This window comes from Akkermansia sp. N21169, from assembly GCF_029854675.1.
In the GTDB taxonomy this organism is placed as follows: domain Bacteria; phylum Verrucomicrobiota; class Verrucomicrobiia; order Verrucomicrobiales; family Akkermansiaceae; genus Akkermansia.
Window position 1 is genome coordinate 48088 of the sequence record NZ_JARWNC010000027.1, and the last position, 18756, is coordinate 66843.

Annotated in this window: 13 protein-coding genes, 1 tRNA gene and 2 pseudogenes; 11 read left to right on the top strand and 5 right to left on the bottom strand. The window is 52.3% G+C overall.

All coding sequences use genetic code 11. From position 1 onward, the window contains the following. Positions 1–61: 61 nt before the first annotated feature. From QET40_RS01985 to QET40_RS02035, 11 genes are all read left to right on the top strand, one after another. Positions 62–1510 (top strand): pyruvate carboxylase subunit B, encoded by a 1449-nt coding sequence (locus QET40_RS01985; protein WP_280125496.1) that lies wholly within the window; start codon positions 62–64, stop codon positions 1508–1510. A 45-nt stretch (positions 1511–1555) separates the two neighbouring features. Then, positions 1556–2035, top strand: a complete 480-nt coding sequence (locus QET40_RS01990) for a hypothetical protein (protein WP_280125497.1) — start codon at positions 1556–1558, stop codon at positions 2033–2035. 172 nt (positions 2036–2207) lie between these two features. Then, complete coding sequence (locus QET40_RS01995) at positions 2208–3503, top strand: TolC family protein (protein ID WP_280125498.1); 1296 nt, start codon at positions 2208–2210, stop codon at positions 3501–3503. 24 nt (positions 3504–3527) lie between these two features. After that, positions 3528–4871 carry an efflux RND transporter periplasmic adaptor subunit gene (locus QET40_RS02000; protein WP_280125499.1) on the top strand — a complete coding sequence of 448 codons (1344 nt, stop codon included), beginning with the start codon at positions 3528–3530 and terminating at the stop codon, positions 4869–4871. 12 nt (positions 4872–4883) lie between these two features. Further along, positions 4884–8042 (top strand): efflux RND transporter permease subunit, encoded by a 3159-nt coding sequence (locus tag QET40_RS02005; protein ID WP_280125500.1) that lies wholly within the window; start codon positions 4884–4886, stop codon positions 8040–8042. Between the two features lie 167 nt (positions 8043–8209). Beyond that, positions 8210–10084 (top strand): DUF2157 domain-containing protein, encoded by a 1875-nt coding sequence (locus tag QET40_RS02010; protein WP_280125501.1) that lies wholly within the window; start codon positions 8210–8212, stop codon positions 10082–10084. Positions 10085–10267: 183 nt separating this feature from the next. Continuing rightward, a complete protein-coding gene (locus QET40_RS02015) occupies positions 10268–10999 on the top strand; it encodes a hypothetical protein (RefSeq protein WP_280125502.1) in 732 nt (243 codons plus the stop codon). A gap of 4 nt (positions 11000–11003) precedes the next feature. Beyond that, positions 11004–11960 (top strand): hypothetical protein, encoded by a 957-nt coding sequence (locus QET40_RS02020; RefSeq protein WP_280125503.1) that lies wholly within the window; start codon positions 11004–11006, stop codon positions 11958–11960. Positions 11961–11965: 5 nt separating this feature from the next. Next, a complete protein-coding gene (locus QET40_RS02025; protein ID WP_280125504.1) occupies positions 11966–12121 on the top strand; it encodes a hypothetical protein in 156 nt (51 codons plus the stop codon). 70 nt (positions 12122–12191) lie between these two features. After that, a complete protein-coding gene (locus QET40_RS02030; RefSeq protein ID WP_280125505.1) occupies positions 12192–13046 on the top strand; it encodes a 50S ribosomal protein L11 methyltransferase in 855 nt (284 codons plus the stop codon). An 85-nt stretch (positions 13047–13131) separates the two neighbouring features. Next, positions 13132–13206: transfer RNA gene (locus QET40_RS02035), tRNA-Val, on the top strand. Between the two features lie 173 nt (positions 13207–13379). Here QET40_RS02035 and QET40_RS02040 read toward each other — a convergent pair. The 5 genes and pseudogenes from QET40_RS02040 to QET40_RS02055 form a co-directional block, all read right to left on the bottom strand. Further along, positions 13380–13520, bottom strand: a pseudogene (locus QET40_RS02040) (transposase); the annotation flags it as partial. 303 nt (positions 13521–13823) lie between these two features. Then, on the bottom strand, positions 13824–14546 hold the full coding sequence (locus tag QET40_RS02045; protein ID WP_345783040.1) for an amino acid ABC transporter ATP-binding protein: 723 nt from the start codon (positions 14544–14546) through the stop codon (positions 13824–13826). A gap of 22 nt (positions 14547–14568) precedes the next feature. Further along, positions 14569–15261, bottom strand: a complete 693-nt coding sequence (locus QET40_RS12520) for an amino acid ABC transporter permease (RefSeq protein ID WP_345783041.1) — start codon at positions 15259–15261, stop codon at positions 14569–14571. Positions 15262–15339: 78 nt separating this feature from the next. After that, positions 15340–16053: pseudogene (locus tag QET40_RS12525) on the bottom strand (transporter substrate-binding domain-containing protein); the annotation flags it as partial. 221 nt (positions 16054–16274) lie between these two features. Beyond that, complete coding sequence (locus tag QET40_RS02055) at positions 16275–18629, bottom strand: glycoside hydrolase family 3 N-terminal domain-containing protein (RefSeq protein WP_280125508.1); 2355 nt, start codon at positions 18627–18629, stop codon at positions 16275–16277. Between the last annotated feature and the right edge of the window lie 127 nt (positions 18630–18756).

An 18756-nucleotide genomic window follows, 5' to 3' on the forward strand; every position in this document is an offset into this window, starting at 1 on the left:
CCCGCATACGGCTTGACCTTGCCTTCCTGTACATGTAAAAATAACATAAAGTAATAATTGTATGAAACCAGTCACATTCAACTGTACCGTTCTGCGAGACGGGCATCAGTCCCTGGCAGCAACCCGCATGCCCACTGAAGTCATGCTGCCTATCGCTTCCATCCTCGATACCATGGGCTTCAGCGCTCTGGAAACCTGGGGAGGAGCCACCATTGATTCCGGGCTGAGATTCCTGGGTGAATTTCCCTTCGACCGATTGGATGCTCTGAAAAAAGCAGCCCCCAAAACGCCGCATATGATGCTGTTGCGCGGCCAGAACATAGTCGGCTACACCAACTATGCCGACGACGTCGTCGAAGCCTTCATCAAAATGAGTGCCAAACACGGCATGAATATCTTCCGTATTTTCGACTGCGTGAACGACCCGCGCAACATGGAAACCTCCATCCGCACCGCCAAGGCTTGCGGCTGCCAGGCACACGGCACAATCTGCTACACAACATCCCCGGTCCATACGACGGAAAGCTTCGTCAAAATGGGGTGCGAACTTGCAGAAATGGGAGCCGACGCAATTGTCCTGAAAGACATGGCAGGGCTAGTCCCCCCCCACGTCACGGCGGAAATCGTCTCCTCCCTGAAGAAGAACATCTCCATCCCCGTCTGGTTCCATACGCACGATACGGCCGGATTGGGAGCTTCCTCTATCCTCAGCGCCATCGACGCCGGGCTGGATGCTGCCGACGTTTCCATCTCTCCGTTCGCTAACGGAACCGGTCAGCCGGACTGCCTCCGCATGCTTGCCTTGCTGGAAGGCAATCCCAGGAAACCCGAATTCGATCTGGAAAAACTCCACGAAATCCAGGAACTCCTCAAACCCATCTACGCCAGCCTGTCCAAGTACACCTCGCACAAAAACGAAATCGTCGATTCCGATACCCTGCGTTACCAAGTACCCGGAGGCATGCTCTCCAACTTCCGTACCCAGTTGAAGGAACAAGGCATGAGCGACAAATTCGACGAAGTTTTTGCCGAAATTCCCGTTGTTCGCAAGGCTCTCGGCTGGATTCCCTTGGTGACACCTACTTCCCAAATCGTCGGTGTTCAGGCCATGCTCAACGTCAAATTCGGACGTTGGAAAAACATCACGCCGCAAGCAGCCGATATTTCTCTCGGCTACTATGGCAGAACAACGGCTCCCGTCGATCCGGAAGTCCAGAAACTCTGCGCCGAAAAAATGGGCAAGGATCCGATCACCTGCCGACCTGCCGACCTGATTAAGCCCGGCATGGCAGACCTCCGCAAAAAACTCGCTGAAAAAGGCATGCCTACCACGGACGAGTACTGCGTCATCTACGCTATGTTCCCACAGCAGCTTGAAGAATACCACAAGAATCCCGGTCCAAAACCGGAACCTGCCGCCGCTCCGGCCCCTGCAGCGACAACGGGAGCAGCTACTCTAAACCTCAACCTCCAAGGAAGGACTTATTCCGTCCAGATTGAAGAACTGTAAGCAATTACAGATTTTTCTCCCCCCCCCTGCGTTTGCACGGCACATATGCTCAAGCACATCCGCCACATCATCCTGATTGCAGCTCTATTGCTCGCCTTTGCGGGTAATGTGGCTAGGCTTGGCGTATGTCCGTGCAGCGAGGGTTTCCTGGGTTTATTTGTTGGCGACTGCCCCTGCAATACATGCAGTGCCGTCAGTCCGGAATGCCATGGATGCCAGCATGCATCCCCCTGCCTCTCCTCTATTCATGGAGCAGTCGATGCAGCAAACACCAAGGGGCACCATGCCATCGGAGAAACTCCCTGCCCCAACAAGATGCTTGAAGGATCAGGCCCTCTCCTTCAAGTGTCAGAAATTTCCATTCCTAAATTTCTTCTGACGCCCGTTATTGTGCCGGAATGGCAAAATTGGTCGTCCATTATCCTTTTTCCTTCGCAGGAATTCGTTTTTGAGATTCCTCTGCCGCCTCTTATTGAACAGGGAATTTCTCCCTATACAGGCTACAGTCGCCCTGTTTTGGCATAGGAATACGGGCATTTGCCCGGCAGAATAAGCTTCTCCCGTTGATCAAAAGATCGGAGGAAGCTTTGTGCCGCATTGCAGAATCCCTCCGGGTGCAGGGTTTCCCCCACTGATCCGGAAAAACCATGTCTCTTTTCGTTTTATTTCTTTCTTCTACAACTATCTTCATCATATCATGAACACAGCTCTATTATGCCTAGGCGCAGGAGCCATGACCCTGCTGGGATCATGCGTCTCCTACAAAGACTCCCCCATTGATCTGGTCCGGGAGGAACAAGCATGGAAGCAACAGTCGCTTGCCGTCCAGGGAACCAAACCGCTCAATCTTGGGAAAATTCAGAAAATCGGTCTCGTGTTGAATGCCGATCTCAATCAGGCAAGACTGAAACTGGCTCACAGCAGCAATGTCGCCCAACAATCCGGGTGGTGGAACGATCCCTCCATATCCTTTGACGCCAAACAATCGCTGGAGGACGTTTCCGTGATCAATCTGGATGCCGGATTGGCTTTCACCATTCCCGTCACCGGCATCCCCTCCCTGGAAAAGAAAACAGCCGAACAATACAAGGAATCCGATTACTGGGCCCTCCGTCAGGCAGAACTTACCTACCTCTCCACCATAGAGCAGGAATGGAAACAGCTCGGCATAGTTCGCAAGCGAAAAGAATTGATTGCACAACGAGTCCGCGAAATGAAGGATGAGGACGCCCGGTTTTCTCAACTTTACAAACTCGGGGAAATCGATGCGGCTACCCGGCAGCTTACCACGAAAAACTACAACACAGCTGTCAGAGACCTTCAAACGGCCGAACAGGATGAACTCGCCCAACGCATGTCCCTGATCAAGCAGGCGGGATTTCATCCTGCCGCCGCCTCAGTTTTCCGCCTGGATACTTCCTGCCCAATGAACGTTCCGAAAGCCGTAACCGTACCGAGTCCGGGAGAACTTGTCTCTTCCCCGCAAATCAAGAGCGGAATGGCGGCCTATGCAGCTGACGAAATCCAGCTCAAGACGGAAATCCGCAGGCAATTCCCCGAGCTGGAGTTAGGCCCGGCCTTCACTCGTGATGACGGAGAAAAAGAACTGGGTGGCAGCATCGGTTTCAACATTCCACTTTGGAACCACAATCGCAAGGCAATCGCCGAAGCGGAAGGCACGCGCAATTCCTCCCGCCAAGCTACCATCGCCCTCTGGAGGGAACTGTTGCAAAACTCCCGGGAACTCGCCCAGGAACAACAACTTGTCCGCAGCCATTGCCAGGATGAATTGAATCGTCTGAACCTCTTCTCCTCCAATCTGGTCAAACTGGAACAACTCTACAAGATCGGAGAAACAAGCCTGGCCGACCTCGCCGAAGCCCGTCAACAGGTCTATGAAAGCCGGATTTCTTTTCTCGACTCACTTTCCAAACTCACCCGTACACAGACATCCCTTCGTTATCTAATACCCCCGTCTTCCCTTGCCCGTTAACATCAACCTTTCCCATTTCAATCCATGAACATTTCAAGATTAATCTTCAATTCCTGCCTGGGGATGGCAAGCATCCTCAGCCTCTCCACCATGGTCCAGGCACAAAACAACCATCCAACCGAACCGCTTCCCGCCAAGGAACAACCGCACAAGCATATCGATGGAGAAGACCACGACCACGACCACGACCACGACCACGACCATGATCATGAAGCCGACTCTAAGGATGACGACCACGACCATGAGGCCAGCAAGGGATTAGCCGACATCGTCCCCGTTCACATAGATGCCAAAGCCATCCATGCCCTCGACATGAAAATTGAAAAAGTCGTTGCGCAGCCTCATGCAGCCACTAAAAGCTACTACGGACAATTGGAAATTCCTCCCTCCGCCGTACAAACATTTTCCCTGCCTTCATCCGGCCGTGTAATCCCACATGTCCAATCCGCACAAAAGGTAAAAAAAGGAGATGTCCTCTACACTCTGGAATCACCCGACATTGTTGACTTAGCCGGTAAAGTCCGCGATGCGGAAGCCTCACTGAAACGGGCGGAAGCGGAACTCCTCACCCTGACCGCTCGCCGCGACCAGCTCGAAAAAATCGGTACCCGCAACAGCGAACTGGATACCAGCATCCGTTTCAAGGAAGCGGAAATCCCCGGACTTCGTTCCACTCTGGAAACCGCCCGCAACCAATTCCAGATCGCCACCTCCGGCGGTACCATGGAAGGAAACCTTCTCGTTGTCCGGGCCCCCATTGACGGAAGTGTCCAATCCGTCGATACCAATCACAACGCCTGGGAGGAACAAGGTGTCCCCATCCTCGTCATGACGGAACCCGGCAAACTGGAATTCAAAGCAACAGCATATGCTTCCGACTCTCTCCGCCACTCGGCGGCACACCTGGTCCTAACTTCTCCCGACGGCAAAAAATCCATCATCCTCAATGGCACTACACGTATATCCGCCCAGATCAATCCGGAGAATCAGACCCGCACGATCTACTTCGTACCGGATAAAGTACCGACGGAAGCTTATGCAGGACAAGTTGCCCGTCTGGAACTGAATGAACCGGCAGACGCCCGGGAAGGGTTCATATCTGTCCCCAACAGCGCCATTGTCAAAGTCGGAATCAACGATGTCGTTTTTCTCCGTGACAAGGACGATGACGATCTCTTCCTCATGGTAAAGGTAGAAACGCTTCCTTCCCGCCGCGGCATGACTCCCGTCAAAGGCATCAAGGAAGGCCAGCTGCTCGTCACCCAAGGAGGATATGAACTCAAGTACGTCCTTCCGGAAGGCAACGGTCCCAAAAAGGCGGCCGGCCACTTCCATGCGGACGGAAAGTTCCATGAAGGCGAACACTAAACGCACGCGCTCATGAATACTCTGGTTGCTTTTTGCCTTAACAACAGAATCACCGTCCTGATCCTGACGGCAGCCCTGGCTGCCATCTCCCTGTTCGTGGCCAAGAATATCCCTGTAGATGTCTTCCCCGAATTGAAAGTTCCCCGTGTCACCATCCAAACCGAAGCCGGCGGCCTTTCTGCCGAAGAAGTGGAACAATACGTCACGATCCCCATCGAATCCGCCATGAATGGCACCGCCGGAGTCAAGAGCGTCCGCTCGTCCTCCGGTGCCGGGCTCTCTTTCGTCTGGGTTGACTTTGACTGGAACATGGACATCTACCTCGCCCGGCAGATCATCGCCGAACGCCTGGCGGCCATCCGCTCATCACTCCCCGAAGGATGCGATCCGGAGATGGCCCCCATTGTTTCCGTCACAGGGGAAATCATGCTCATTGCCCTGTGGGGAGACAAAGACGTCTCCCAACTGGATCTACGCCAGATAGCCGAATACAAGCTCCGCAACCGCCTGCTGGCCATCCCGGGAGTAGGGCAGGTTACTGTCCTTGGCGGACGCCTGCCCGAATACCAGGTCGTGTACAAGCCGGATCGTCTGAAACAGGCAGGAGTCACCGTCAACGATCTCAAAGAAGCCGTTGCCCAATCCCAGTCATCCATCCCGGCCGGATATCTGGAAGATGTAGCCGGGCAGGAAGTCCCCATCCAGCAACAGACGCGCATTGCCGATCCGGAACAGATTCGACGCACGCTCATCCCTTCCCACCCATCGGGAGTTCTCAAGGTTGAAGACGTAGCCGATGTCACCATCGACGGAGCTCCACGCCGGGGCAATGCCGGCTTCATGGGGAAGGATGCCGTTGTCCTCTCCGTTCAAAAAGTCCCCGGAGCCAACACCCTAAAATTGACGGCAGCCCTCGACAAGGCAGTTCAGGAATTCTCTAAAAGCCAGCTTCCTCCGGGAATGCACATCACGGAAGAAGCCTACCGCCAGGCAGACTTCATCGATATGTCTCTGAAAAACGGAACGGAAACGCTTTTTTCCGTCGGTCTCGTCGTAGTCATCGTCATCCTGCTTACCTTGTTAAACATTAGGACAGCCTTGATTACGCTCATAACCATGCCGTTGTCCGTCCTCTTTGCCCTGCTCTTCTTCCCGGTGTGTGGCCTGGCCATCAACATCATGACCCTGGGCGGCCTGGCCGTAGCAGTCGGAGATGTTGTTGACAACGCCATCATCTTTGTGGAAATCGCCTGGCGTTACCTGGAACGCAATGCTGCTCTGCCCGAAACCGAACGCAAGAGCAAATTCGAAGTTGTCATGCAAGCCAAACAGGAAATCCTCGGCTCCATCAACTACTCCACGCTCATCATCCTGCTGGTGTTCGCTCCGGTATTGTTCCTCTCCGGCTTGGAAGGTCAGTTCTTCCAGCCTCTGGGCATCGCCTATCTTCTGGCTCTCATCGCCTCCCTCGTCGTAGCAATCACCCTCGTTCCCACCTTGTGCCTCATGTTCTTCAAACCCCGCAAGAACCGGAAGGAAGGATCCGGAAACGAGGACACCATCAGCGTCAAACTTATCAAGAGGATCTACCAGCCTGTTCTGGCCTTCTCCCTGAAACGCTCCAAAATCGTCTGTTCCATCATGGCGATCATCACTATACTGTCCCTGTGGCTGGCCAGTACGTTCGGTACCAGTTTCCTCCCCCCATTCAACGAAGACTGCTACACCGTCTTCGTCAACACCGTACCGGGCACCTCGCTGGCTGAAACGGAACGCATCTCGGGGAAAGTCATGGATGATATCAAAGAGATTCCCGGAGTCATTACCGTCACTCAGCGGACGGGCCGAGCCGAAAACGATGAGCACGCCGAACCCGTCAGCGCATCGGAACTTCTCGTCCGTGTCGATCTCGGCTTCGACCAGAAGGAACTCTACAAGAACATCAAAAAGACTATTGACGGCATCCCCGGTACCAGTGCCATGATCGGCTACCCGCTGGCACACCGCATTAGTGCCGCCTTGTCTGGCTCCAACTCGGACATCGCTATCAACATCTACGGACAAGACCTCCCCCAGATACGACAGGCAGCCAAAAAGGCCAAGGAAATCCTCGATTCATTGCCGGAAGTCGCCGATGCCCGCGCGAACCGCGAAGTCATGGTAGATACCGCCCGCATCGACTACAACCAGGAAGCCCTGTCACACTACGGTTTGACGGTTGCCGATGCCGCCGAACAAGTCTCCACGGCACTCAACGGTCAAAAAATCGGCGAAGTCATCAAAAACCAGGACCACTGGAACATCGTCATGCGTCTTGATCCATCCATCAAAACAACCATGGAGGATATCAAGAATCTGGAACTCCTCGCCCCCAACGGCAAGAGTGTCCGTCTACGCAACGTTGCCCAAGTATACCGGGAAGAAGTCACCAATCTCATTCTACGCGATAATACCATGCGGAAGGCCATGATCTCCTGCAACCCCGCCAAGGACTCCAACCTCGGAGACTTGGCCAAGGCTTGCCGGGCCAAGCTGGATCCCGCCATGAACGCCTTGGGCTGTACGGTCGATTATGACGGTACGATCAAGGCAAGGGAATCCGCCTCGGAGCGCCTTCTGATCCTCGGCATCGTCGTGATGGTGCTAATTGTCCTCCTGCTCTCCACCGCACTGGGCAGCGTCCGCCGCGCCATGTTGACACTGGTAAATGTTCCGTTGTGCCTCGTCGGCGGCATCATTGCTGTTTTCGTCGTTTCACCGGGAACAATCACCTCGGTCTTCCACGGCACCTACATTCCTCCGATCCTCTCGGTCGCATCCATCGTGGGCTTTGTGACGGTCATTGGTTTCGCCATTCGAAGCGGTCTGATCCTGTTGAACCGTTACCGTGACCTGGAGCATGCAGGATATACCATCGATCAAGCCATCTTCAAGGGATCCCTCGAACGTGTCGTTCCGATCATCATGACCTCCCTGACAACGATTCTTGCCTTGCTTCCTTTAATCTGGGCCATTGACAAACCCGGAGGCGAATTGCTCGGCCCCCTGGCCATCGTCCAGTTCGGCGGATTGACGACAGCCACCCTGCTCAACCTGATCATCATTCCGGCCACTGCCAAAATCTTCTCCCGCTGGATCCGGCAGCGCCGTGAAGACCTGGAAGAAAAATAACAAAATAGGATAGAGACGTTTGTCTATCTCGCCCCAACCGCCTCCGGTCCTTCTCCATGAAAACCGGAGGCGGTTTGTTCTTTGTTTTTACAAAACCGTTTTTCCTGTTATAGGATGGAGAAAAATAAAGAATTTCGTTCCATGGCCTTCCAAACAAACTCTCCTTCATGATCACCTCCGAAGACATCCAGGAACTTCAGGACAAAGGGTTAATCACCCCTGAACAGGCCCGGAACATTGCCCTAGCTTACGGTTTCGTTTCCGCACAACCGACAATTGATCAAGAAAAGGATACTGAGGCAGAACAGGCAGAGCCCATCCTTTCCTCCGACCTCCCAACCATCCGGAGAGACGATACACAGTCGCTCCTGAAAAAAACAACGGCAGAGTCCCCTTCCTCCCCTCAGATTCCTCTCGCCAAGCCCGAATCCATGCCTCGGAAGCAGGTCAATTACCTGGCAATCCTCTTCGCCACGCTGGGAGGATTACTCACTCTGGGAGGCATCTCAACTCTTGCCGTCACGTATTGGTGGGATATCCCGGCATGGATCAAGCTCCTGGGAGCCATCCTCGTAATGTATGCTTTCTGGGGAGTGGGATTCTACTTCCGTGAATTCAGGAAAACGGCAGTTAAAACCGGGTATGCCTGCTGCATGGTCGGAGCCTGTATGTGGGGTGTCTGCAACAAATTGTTTGCTTATCTGTACCACGTATCCACTCTGCCATCCAATGGGGTTTTGACCTTCCTGATAGGCATTCTTCCCTTTCCCTGGATCATCCGTCTCCGAGGATTATTCCTACTGTTCGTCGCCTCATGTTTTCTGTGGGCAGGGCTCATTATTTACGAAAACCCCGGGACACCGTCGACCTATTTCCTCATTCCGGGGATGTCCATAGCCTATTCCGGACTGGGCTATCTGTTCAAGCAACCACGCCTGGCCGGAGGAGCCTACCGGCTTTACGCCCCCCTGGCAAATATCTGCGGTACGTGGTTTTTCGCAGCAGGCTATCCACTAAGCGTATTTTATGTCCCGGCATGGACACCGTGGGGTATTGCCTGCATGCTGGTTCCCTGCATTCTGTTCATCCGGGCATCCATACGCAAAAACATATCGACCCAGGCGGCATCCCTATTGTCGCTGCTGATATTCCTCATCCTGTCTTTCAAGAATAATCTTCCGGAACAATCCGGAGTTCCCATCCTCCTGCATTTGCTGTTCTTGAGCCTGCCGCTCGCCATGGGCCTTTTCATCAAACTCCTGCAAACGGCACAAGACAAGGACTTGCGAAGAATCACGAACGCAGGCATCTGGCTGGGCGTGGTCACAGCCATGGCAATAGCTTCCTTCCAGTACCAATGGCACCATGATCCCGGCGCCTTATTCATCTCCACAGGAATCAGACTTCCATCGTTCCACCTGGAACATGCCATCACCTTCCCCCAAATACTCCAATATCTCATCCTGTGGATATTCCCGGCCATCATCCTGAAAATAGGAAGTAAACAAAAATCCTTCCCCAACTATGCCCTGGCTCTTTCCTTCATATTTATCTTGCTGACTCTGCTGGCTCCTTCACTGGAATCGGGAGTCATGCCGACTGGTAGTTTCGGGATTCTGGCACTGTTGCTTTTCGTCTGTCTTGTCATAGGATGGAGGCACAAATTTCCACTTTCAATCCAGTCCATCGCTCTTACGGCCTACATTCTGAGCTCCCGGGCGCTGGAAGGATCCGCACTGTCCCTCCAGCACATGCTGCTCCTGATCCTGCCCGCGTTCTCCATGGGGGTTGCAAGCCTATGGCATACGGACGAACTGACCATTGGCAAACGCCTTCTCATCCAAAGGATCCAGAGCATCGCACTAGCCTTGATTTCCCTGGATTGCCTCCTTCTCACCAATAGCAGAAGCTCATGCATCATCGAATCATTCCACCCGCTGTGCCTCCTGTTCGCGGCAATCCCTCTCCTCCCCTTTATTGTCAAACCCATCTATGAAGCGAATAAGAATCCCCGGGGAAACCAGGCAAGCATCTCCGCATGACTGGGAGAATGGAGTTTCTCCCTCGTTTTCGCGGCGCTTTACCTCTGCCTCCTCTTCGTCGAACAAACAGCATCCCCGATTCTCATCCTCGTTTGCTGGGCCATAATGGCTGTACGGTACCGCCTCCTCGACAACTCAAGGCATGCGAGCCTCCTACCGCCCTCCGTATTTTTCAAGGGACACATGATACGCCCCCTCACCAGCAAACAGGAGATCGGCTGGCCGCTGGCCATGATGGGAATCACATCGTCAGGCATTATCTTTTCCGGAATCAAGGGGAATCCGGCGGCAGCAATCTTTCTATTCATCCTGACGCTTCTTCCTCTGACCATGTGCATCGGCATGGCCTTCCGCAGATCCCCTGTACACTCTCTCACGGAGAAAACCATCCCCGGCATCGTGACAACCATCCTTGTCTCAGTTGCCATCTGCTCGCAATTATACGCCCCGCAAACCATCTCATCCATTGTCGTCCACCGTCCCGAGATCCTCATCTGCCTTTGGGGTATCGCCCTGGCGCTCTCCTGGTTCTTCCGCAACCGCTCCGTATGGAACTGGTGCCTAGTCGGACTAACAGTACAAATCTGCCTCATCGCGCTGCCTGTTACAGTGATCATCGGCCTATTCCTGACACTCTGTATCCCGGTCGTATGCGGATTTCGCCCCGTTGCCAAGTACGCCCATCTGCCCGTTATTTTCCTTATCATCGTGACTCTTGGGCAAATGAATGAAAGTCCCTTCGTCCTGCTCTTTACCCTGATTCCGATAACCGCCCTATATCTATCGACCCGACCCGCATCCTACAGTAAAAAATACCTTCCGATCGTCCTTTTTGCCCTTTTTCTCATCGGCAACCTCACCATCCTCGGGATGTCTCATCAGCCCACAGCCAAACTCCCCCCCTCGCCTTCATGACATCATGCAGCATCCCCCTTCTGTGGGTGCTACGCATGGGCTCCAATATCATCTCTCGCCGCGAACCCAGACCGGACCTAGCCACGACCATCTTGGAATCGCCGCCGTACCACTTCTCGTTCCCTGCATCCTGTTCATCTCGCATGCCATACAGCAAGGCACCGGATCCATTCGGTCCTGGGGAAGCATGGCCTACCTTCTGGCCATCCCTCTTGCCTTCCTTATCATGCAGCCTTCATCCCCCCAAAACAATCTGGAGATCATCCAAGAAATCGCCTTGGGGCTCTGGTTCACAGGCATCATACTCGTCACCTTTCGGGACGGTAGCCACAGAAATTTATTCAACGCTCTCTTTGCTTGCCTCCTGATGCTGCCCCTTATGGGAAGTAACTTCATGTCCATGGTCATCGGCGCTTCCCAACTCATGGTTTCTTTCTGTATCGCAAAAAACAGGAACCTGTCGCGCAGCGCCATCGTCTGGTTGGGGATCGGCCTCTTTCTGGCACAGCTTTGCTGTTACAAAAACATTGTTAGAGACAGAGACATCGAGCTATCCAGCATTGCAGTCTGCTGTCTGCCCGGGATTATTCTATTCGTTCAGCTCAAAAAATGGGTGCCGAAACTGGAGTATTCGAGAACACTTCTCTTCAGCCTTGCCATGATCGCCACAGCATCCGCTGCTCCCGTCCTGCCACCTTTTGGCGTCATGCTCATCCTGGTCTTCAGCGGAGCGTCATCCATCATCAGCGGACTTCACCTGGCAAGGGCATCCATCATCAATTGCGGAGTTATTCTCATTGCCCTGGTTGCAGCCTCTCTCGCCATCAACCTGCTGGACTCATTGAACCAGAAAGGGCTAGGACTCCTCATCTGCGGCCTAACCCTGCTAGGACTCGCCTACATCACCGAACGGACACGGCGTTCACTCATCAACCGTATCCACCCCTCCCCTCCCCAATAACCGCTATGAGCAAAACAACCAAAATATCCCTGATCTGCCTGATCCTGGTGCTTCTTCTGCAGGGAATAGCTCTACTCGACTTCGCATTCCGCAAGGAAAAAGAAATCCCCGGAAAGGACGAATCACCTTTCTCCCGGAACGAATCTCCGGGAAGGCTTTGACACTTCCCCGGGCTTTCGCTACAAACGCAATTCGCCCCCCTTCAACAACAACCGCCTTTTAATCGCTTTTATGTGGAGCTGGTCCAAACTATCCGCCGCCAAATGGGAAGATGCCTGGAACGAACGCATCTCTGGAAATCCCAATGCTGTCATCGAATCGTTCAAAGGAGGCAAGAGTATCCGTATCACCGTTTATTGCGAGACGGAAGACGATGCTATTACCTTGAAAAACTATTTCGGAGGCAGCATCAGGGAAATCAAAACGACCGACTGGGTCGCCAGTCAGGCAAGGGCCAAACGTCCTGACCTCAAAATTCGGGATAACCTCGTTATCACGGAACAGGTCGAAGCAAAAGAGCTCGCTAAACTCGTCCGACAATATCCCAAGCGGGCTATCCTCTCCATTCCGGCTGAAATGGCTTTCGGTACAGGGGACCACGCCACAACCTCCACTTGCCTTCGAGCCATCAGCGACTTTGCCAAAGAACACAAGACATCCCCTTGGACAATAACCGATATTGGCTGCGGCACTGCCGTTCTCGCCATAGCAGCCATTGCACTGGGGGCGGAACACGCCACGGCATTCGACTTTGATCCCATCGCCGTAGACGTTTCCCGTACCAACGCCGAACGCAACCACATCAGTGAACAAAAGCTGGAAATTTTCCAGGCCGATGTCTTTGAATGGGTACCCACTCCCTCCCAGCAGGGAGATATCGTAGTCGCAAATCTTTTCTCCACCATCCTTCAAAAAGCATTTCCCAGGATCATTTGTGCCATGAAACCGGGATCGTCCCTTGTTATTTCCGGTATTTTAACCAGTCAATGGGATGAAACCTGCGAAACGGCCAACAAAAACGGTCTTGTTTTCGATAAGGTTATCACCAAGGGTAAATGGACTACGGCCCAAGGAAGACTGGTATAGTTTTTTTGGTAAAATGAAAAAAAAGCATTGCCTCGTCCGGGAAAAGAGTGTAAACATTCCTCCGCCTTACGGCACCTACATCAAAGCGCGGTTAGCTCAGTGGTAGAGCACTACCTTGACACGGTAGGGGTCAGCAGTTCGAACCTGCTATCGCGTACCATCTATAAAACCCCTATTCTTAACGGATTAGGGGTTTTTCTTATACCTCATGCCCCCCGTACCCCTGAGAAGCTTCTAAAAGCGGGAACCGTTATTCTTGAGGGTGCAGCCCAAGCATTCAACGAGGACTCGGAGACGATAGTTCGCAAGGTTTCGGTATCCATAGGCTCTTCATTGAATCAGTTTCATTTTCCGATGGAAACCTTTCGTTATTCCATTATTTTTTGTATATCTCCACATGCGTATGATCGACAGGTACCAATCACTTAAGGTATCAGCCAATTTCACAAAATTCTGGCTCTTCGGCAAAATCACCCATTATGAGTATAAAGCAAATTACCCAGAGCGGGGCTCCGGGTCTACGGTCAGATGTCTCGGATACTACTCCCCGACTACTTGGAACATGCGGCCGTGTTAATCCTCGGTGGAATCGCGCCTTGCCCCTATGGTGCCGACCGGATTTTTATACTATCACCTCTCCCTAAAACATCAACGGAAAATAAGAACAAAAGAATCAGCATCGTGTTGCCTCATAAGTCAGGATACCGAGGAAAAAGGGAGAAAGAAGAAAACTGAATCGGGTTCATTTCCCTGTCATCCAAGGATTTTCCTACTGATTTACAGTACTTTAGAGAAAAACTCTTTCAACCGTGGATTAACCGGATGATCGATTACTTGTGAAGGCGAGCCGGATTCTACAATCCTCCCCCTGTCCATAAACAGGACACGGGTAGCGACTTCGCGGGCAAAACCTATTTCATGCGTTACAACTATCATCGTCAATCCATTGACGGCCAGTTCTTTCATGAGAGAAAGAACTTCGCCTACCATTTCCGGATCAAGAGCAGAAGTCGGTTCATCAAAAAGGATGGCATCGGGGTTCATCACCAGTGAGCGAATGATTGCAATACGCTGTTTCTGGCCTCCCGAAAGCTGAAGAGGATAGGCATGCCTTTTCTCGAAAAGGCCGATACGGTGCAGGAGATCCTCTGCATGAGCTATGGCTTCCTGCCTGGTGGCACGTCCCGTTTTAACCGGGGCAATGGTAATGTTATCCAGAATGGACAAGTGGGGAAAGAGATTGAAATGCTGGAAGACCATGCCAACATGCTCTCGGAATTTGTTGACATTGACATGCTGCCCGGTCACGGATTCTCCCTTGAAGAGAATATCCCCGGATGTCGGCATCTCCAGAAGATTCAGGCACCGCAAAAACGTGCTTTTACCGGAACCGGAAGGGCCGACAATAAAGACGACCTCTCCTTGGGCAATGTCTACGGACACTTCGTCCACGGCACGGTTGTTCCCGAATTCTTTTACCAGGTTTCTCACCTGGAACATGGGGACATCGACGGAGAGAGGATTATTCATGTTGTTTCAATTTCCTTTCCAGTTTTCCCAGCATGGAGCTGAAGAGCATAACGATCGCCAGATAAATCAACGCCACGGCCACCAAAGGCATGAAGGCCGTATAGGTCTGGCTGCGGATAATATCTCCTCCCTTGGTGAGGTCCTGCAAGGCGATGTAGCCTGAAACACTCGTCTCTTTGAGGAGGACGATAAACTCATTTCCCAAAGAGGGAAGAACGTTTTTGAAAGCCTGAGGAAGAATAATATACGCCATGGTCTGGTTGTAGCTCAGGCCCAGGCTCCGCCCGGCTTCAAGCTGTCCCTTGTCGATCGACATGATACCTCCGCGGATGATTTCTGCCACATAGGCGCCGGAATTGAAGCCGAAAGCAACGATGGCAACCAGAACCTTACTCACATCTACCGCACCGAAAATCACGAAATAAATAATCAGCAATTGAACGACTACAGGGGTGCCCCGAACCACCGTAAGGTACGTTTTGCAGAGAAAGTTGAAGAAGCGCCATTGACCGGTTTTATCATGGGTCGAACGAATAACAGCGATCACAAACCCCATCAAAATACCGAGCAGTACGGAACAAAAGGAAATCTCCAACGTTACCAGCAAGCCATTCGTCAGGTACTTCCACCGGGCATCCTGAATGAAATTGGTATGGACCGAATCCTTGAAGTCTTCCCAACGGATCCGGAGCCATCCCTGTCCACCATCACCGATCTGGGAAACGGCAGCTCTCTCATGCTGCCTGGCTGCGTATTCCTCGCGGATCCGGGCCATCGTTCCGGAGTTCTTCATCTCCGAGATGACATTGTTAATTTGTTCCAGAAGCACTCGATTCCCTTTCCTTACGGCGATGGCATAGGATTCCGATGTCAACGGTTCCGACAGGATATGAAGGCCGGGATGTTGTTTCAAGTACATCCGTGCAGGATCCTGGTCGATGACAACGACATCTACCTTCCCCGCCGCCAAAGCGGCAACGGCCAGAGCGCCGTTCGGAAACCGCTCCGGTTGCTGGATATTGCGGGTCACAAAAATATCACCCGTCGCACCGTGCTGAACACCAATCCTCCGCCCCTTGATCTGATCCTTGCCGGTGACAGGCGAATCCTTCGGTACGATGATCACTTGGGAGGCTTCCACATAAGGGATGGAAAAATCTACCTGCTGCATCCGCTCGGGCGTTACCGTAATACCGGAAGCAGCCACATCCGCTTTACCTGTCACAACCGCCGTAATAACAGAATCGAAACTCATGTCCTCAATGATCAGTTCCCGTCCCGTTGCCCGGGAAACTTCCCGCATGATAGACGGGTCAATACCGACGATTTCATCTCCTTCCCGGAATTCGTACGGAGGAAATGTCGCTTCGGTCACCATGACGATCCTGCCGTTGTCAAGAGCGCTCGCCTCGGAACAACACAAAAGCCATCCCGCAAACAGGAATCGCAGCAACAGGCAAAAACGAAACGGAGACATGGAAAATAATGGGTAGGGAATTACGGTTGAATCAACGAAGGCCGGGATATAAGGCCTTCACCACCGGAACTCAATACCTATTTGTCACAGTACCTGGAAAATACGACGAACCCAGGTGAATGATGACCGGAAGTTTCAGATACGGCAATTCAAATGAAGGCCGCATCCCAAATCAAATCCGGAATGCGGCCAGCCTATCTAAAAGGTATGGAACAAGGCGTTCAGTAGTCGATCTTCTTCTTCAACTTGATATCGTCCGACGCAGAACCAACCTGGATTTCGAAGGTACCGGGTTCCACCACATACTTCATTTCCTGATTCCAAAGACCGAATTCCTTGAAGGGGATCTCAATAGTGACCGTCCGCACTTCTCCGGGGTTAAGCCAGACTTTGCTGAATCCCTTCAAACGACGGATAGGCGTTACAACACTGGAGACTTCATCACGAACGAAGACCATTACCGTTTCATATCCGGCGCGATCTCCCGTATTTCTGACCGTCACGCTAACGGAGAGGGGCTTGTCTTTTTCCAGGCGGGAGGAAGACAGCTTCATGTCTTCGTACTTGAAAGTAGTGTAGCTCAACCCGTGACCAAAGGCAAAAGCGGGTTTATCATCCTCGCGAGAAGAACCAAGACCGTAGCCTGTGCGCGTGCGGGAGAAGGTCTGATAGTAATACGCCGGAATGTGCCCGGCCGTCTGGGGAATACTGATAGGCAATTTGCCAGAGGGATTTACCTTGCCCACGAGGATTTCCGCCAAAGCCTGAGCTCCGAACTGGCCGGGTTCCCACACATCTACAATGGTGGGTATATTCTTCGTAATCCAAGGATTGTTCAGAGGCTTGCCATTGACGATCACAACGATAACCGGCTTACCTGTCGCCTGGAGCTTCTGCACGAGTTCTACCTGCTTGCCGTAGAAATCGATCGACGGACGGTCAGCGGATTCTCCATACGTACGGAGCCCCCAGTCGGAACGAAGGCCATAGCCTCCGATAACTGCTACCACCAAATCGCAATCCTTCGCCTTGCCGACGGCATCCTGAATGGCAAAGTCATTCAGCTCTCCACCTTCTTTAAGCTGGCGGGACTGCGTCACGGGATCCGTTGTCTCGACGGTTACATCAGACTTTTTACCCTTGATGCGACCACTGTCGCTAAAGACGACTTCACATGCGCCTTTCCACTCGTTTTTGAGTCCCTGCAGGATGGAAATCACATGCTCCTTGGGCTGGGGATTCGCCCAGTCTCCCATGATCGCCTGGTTATCGGCATTGGGACCGGTCACGAGAATTTTTTTATATTTGGAAACATCCAGAGGAAGCAGACCTTCGGAATTTTTCAGCAGGACAATACTCTGGCGGGCAGCTTCAAGAGCAGCATCACGGGCTTCCTTGCTTCCGTAGGAATCCTTCTTTTTGTCCGCGTCAATGTAGCGGTTTTCGAAAAGCCCCAGTTTAAATTTGACTGTCAGGATACGCTTGACAGCATCGTTGATGCGGGATTCGTCGACTTTGCCTTCCTTGACGAGTTCCTGAAGATTATCGATGAACATCTTGCGGTCCCACGAATACATGTGCATGTCGATCCCGGCATTAATCCCTTGCCGGACAGCATCCTTCTGATCAGTCGCTATACCGTGGAGACGTTCCGGCATCAGATTTTCAATATCTCCCATATCCGTGATGTAGAACCCCTTGAATCCATATTCATCCTTAACGATATCCGTCAGAAGCCACTTATTGGCATGCATGGGTACGCCATTCACATTATTGTGCCCCGGCATAATCGTCAACACTCCCGCATCAATCGCCGCTTGAAACGGAGGTAGAAAATCACTGCGCAGCATGCGTTCCGAAATTTCCGCATTGCCATGGTTCACCCCGCCAATGGAAGCACCACCGCCCACGAAATGCTTCACGCAGGCAGCAATGTTCTTGTCGGGGTCCAGATTGCCCTGCATACCCGTCACCGATGCTTCGACGAGGCGGGAGGCCAGAAAGGGATCTTCACCATAGGTTTCTCCGGTACGCCCCCAGCGGGCATCGTGGACGATATCGACGCTCGGAGCAAATGTCCAATGGTTGCCGCTGTTGCGAACCTCTTCGGCAGCCAGCCGGGCACATTCATGCACTAAATCGGGATTAAAGGAGGCAGCCATGGTAATCGATGTCGGGAATACTGTCCTGTTCGGCAAAATAGCGTGACCATGAGCAGCATCCACTCCTACCAGGAAGGGAATCTTCAACCGGGACAATTCCGATTTCTTTTGAACTTCATTGTAACGTTCAGGCGTTACTTCACCGATCCAGGCGCCAACCCCGCATGATTTTTCCAGCCCCTCGGTAGTGAATTCCTTTTCTTTCCAGAAACTGAACATGTCCATCTGCGCAACCTTTTCTTCCAGAGTCATCTGGTCCATAAGGGACTTAACCCGCTCTTCGACAGGAGCATTTTTGTCCTTGTACACTTCGGAAGGTTCCGCCGCAAACGCCGTTTGCATCACGAGTGCAGCAGACAAGCCGCACAATCCGGCATTCCTGATAGATGGCAAAGATTTAAAAAGAGGTGACATGCTAATGAATACGGATAGCAGGAACACCATCTTTCACCATAATTGAGACTACATCTCTTTTTCCTTTCTTGAGAAAACGGAATCATTTATTTTATAGAAAATTCATGAAAATTTACCATTTTATTTT